Source organism: Streptomyces sp. NPDC002911, assembly GCF_053591835.1.
This window is the reverse complement of record NZ_JBSFUO010000023.1, coordinates 90,436-93,296: the sequence shown is the minus strand read 5'-3', so window position 1 is coordinate 93,296 and position 2,861 is coordinate 90,436.

The window sequence follows — 2,861 nt, the reverse complement described above, 5'->3', positions numbered from 1 at the left end:
TGGCCTACGAGATGGACCTGCGGCGGGCGGCGGAGCGGGCGGCCGACGACTACCTCGCCCTGGCCGGCCACCCCGACAGCCTCACCCGCAACTACGTCGTCGACCGCGACACCCTCGAACAGATCGGCAACGACTACCGCGACGAGACCCTCCACGCCCACCGCACCCTCTACTCACCCACCGACACCCTCCTCAACACCACCCACCCCCACACCACCGACCCCGGCACCCCCTTCACCCGACGCCTCACCCACCACCTCAACAACCCCCAGCCCCCACCGCCCCCGGCCACCAGCACCGAACCCGCGGCCCCGGGGTCGAGTCCCGGGACCTCCGTAGGACAGGCCGCGAGCAACCGGCCGGCGACAACGGACACGAGCGCCATCGCCACCTCCCCGGCCCAGGGGAGCCCCGCGCCGCAGCCCCGTACCCCGACCACAACGCCGGCCTCCGCACCGCAGGGCCGCGAGAGCCGGCCGCAGGACGGCGGCAGCCTCGAACGGGAGGTCGCGGGGATCCTCCACGCCGACAGCCCTGAGCCATCCCCCGGGTCCGGCGCCGCGGACCGGACGGCCGACCTCGGTGAGGCGCCGGGTGACCAGCGGGTCGCAACAGCGCTCCTCGACGACGGCGGCCCGCACCCCTCCACGGAAAGCCGGGCAGATGCTCTGTCCTCGCTCGTCGGTCACACCCCGGAACCTGCCGTCCCGAAGCAGTCCACCTCCTTCGTTACCCCGGTCGACCACGAGGCGGCCGAGGACCGCAGAACCGGCTCGGTGCTTGCTCGCCTCGCTGGAGCCGGTGGCGACCGTGAGCAGTTGTCCGCCCCCGACCGGCTCTGGATCAACCGGATCGAGGCCGGGGCCGTTCACCCCGCCCACCACCGCTTGGACACTCTGCGGCAGCTCGGAGTCACTCCTCACCTCAACAGCACCGTCACCGCTCCCAGCTACCGCCCCGCGCCGTCGCGGCTGTCCACCGCGACGGGCGCGCATGACGACGACCTCACCCGGCTCTTGCGGCTTCTCAGCCGTCCGGCCCCCGGGGCCGCCTTCGACGACCATCATCCGGCCGACAAGTCCGTGCGGCCCGAGAGCGCGTCGCGGACGGGTGGCAATGCGCTTTCCTGGGCGCCTCCCCTCGAACCGGCTGTGCTCCCCGGGCCGTTGAGCGGCCCTGTACACGGCATGCCGGATCCTCGGAGCTTCGGGTACATCGCCAAGCAGACTCTCGACGCGTCCGAAACGGAGATGAACAGGAACGAGTCCCACCGGAGTTCGGAGTCGCCGTACGACGCCTGGAACACGGACGCCGAGCACGACCCCCAGCGGGCCGAGGACATCCTGTCGGCCGTGCGGAGGCAGTTCCGCGATGTTCCGGGAGGCATGGAAGACGCGGCGAAGAGGGCCTACGCGGTACTGACGGACAGGGACCGCGAACGTGACCACCGCGCTGTCGCTTCACTGATCTTCAGCCAGGTGGTGTCGGGCCGTCCCTATTCCATGGCCGGTGGAATGGAAGGCGGGATGACCGATTCCTACATTGACGGCAAGATTGCGCAGGTCCTGGACGATCTGGCCTCCGTGCGATTCGTCAGGAGCCGCGTCAGTGACTCCTCCGCGCAATGGCTCAATTATATTGAACTGGGTGCTTTCAAGGTACGAGCGGACCAGGCCGAAGCGCTCCTGCCCGTAGTCGCCCCGATCACCGTACGCAGCACGCCGGAGATTTTGGGACGAGGCACGGGACCCTCCATCATCCGACAGTCCACTTCGACGCCTGCGGGTGCCCCTCCGCCGGAAGTTCTCCGTCGCTACAAATCCATTTCCCCCCGCCTCGCGCCGTATATGCAACGTCCGTCGCAGAGCCGTCCCGCTGTCTTCGAGCAAGGAGGCTCGGCGCATTTTCTGGTGAACCACCCCAGGACGGCGGCAGGTGAGCTCGCCGACGTTTCCGTTACGCACTTCGAACTACAAAGTGAATTTACTAACCGTCGTCTCATCGAGCGGATCGTGGGCCGCGCAGGCGTGACCGTTCATGGTGTCGGTGACGACATGCTGCATGCATTGATGCCCGCATATCAGGCCCGCTACCCGGAGCTGCTGGCATATGTGAGCCGCCCTGATATCGAAGATTTTCGTGATGTCCAGCCGGTCATGGTTCCGTATGAATTCATCTACGATGAAGTAAGGGTTACCCTATACATCGCCAGAGGTTCCAGGCCCAGGCTGCACAATGGTCGCGACCTGCTGGAAGAGATCCAGTCCGACGGGTCGATGGCTTTCGGGGGTCCGGGACGTGCACGTCGAGTCGACGGTCGCGACATCATCACAGGGAACGGTCTTGTCTTCCTTCTGCGCACGATCGACGGAATGCGCGCGGGTGGCATCCCGCTTCCCCCTTCGATCAAGGCGTACGTTCCCCTGTACAGCCGCTATCTGGAGGTATACCCGACAGTTGACAACCGAGGGCGTCCGGCGCTGAATGTGCGTACGACGGACATCCATCCGTCACTTTCGGCAGAAGCGTTCTTCGCCAATCCGGATATAATGCTCATAACGCCGACCGCCAGTTCGAGGCTCCCCGTCGGGCACAGGAGCACCAACCCGGTCGGAATCGCCGATCAAATGCATGAATCTGCATTCCTCATAGGCCTGCACGAAGGGGCGCACTGGGTCATAAGTCACTGGGACAGAGCGAGGGCCGCCGACCTCCAACTGGCAGAATTCAAAGAAGCGTCCCGACGTGCTGCCGCAGAAGTGAGTCCTTACGCTGCAGAACCCAATGAATTCCTGGCCGAGTACATGGTCGCCCTCCTGATCGGTCGCGAATTCGGTGAGCGTGCCGAAATGCTCGATCGG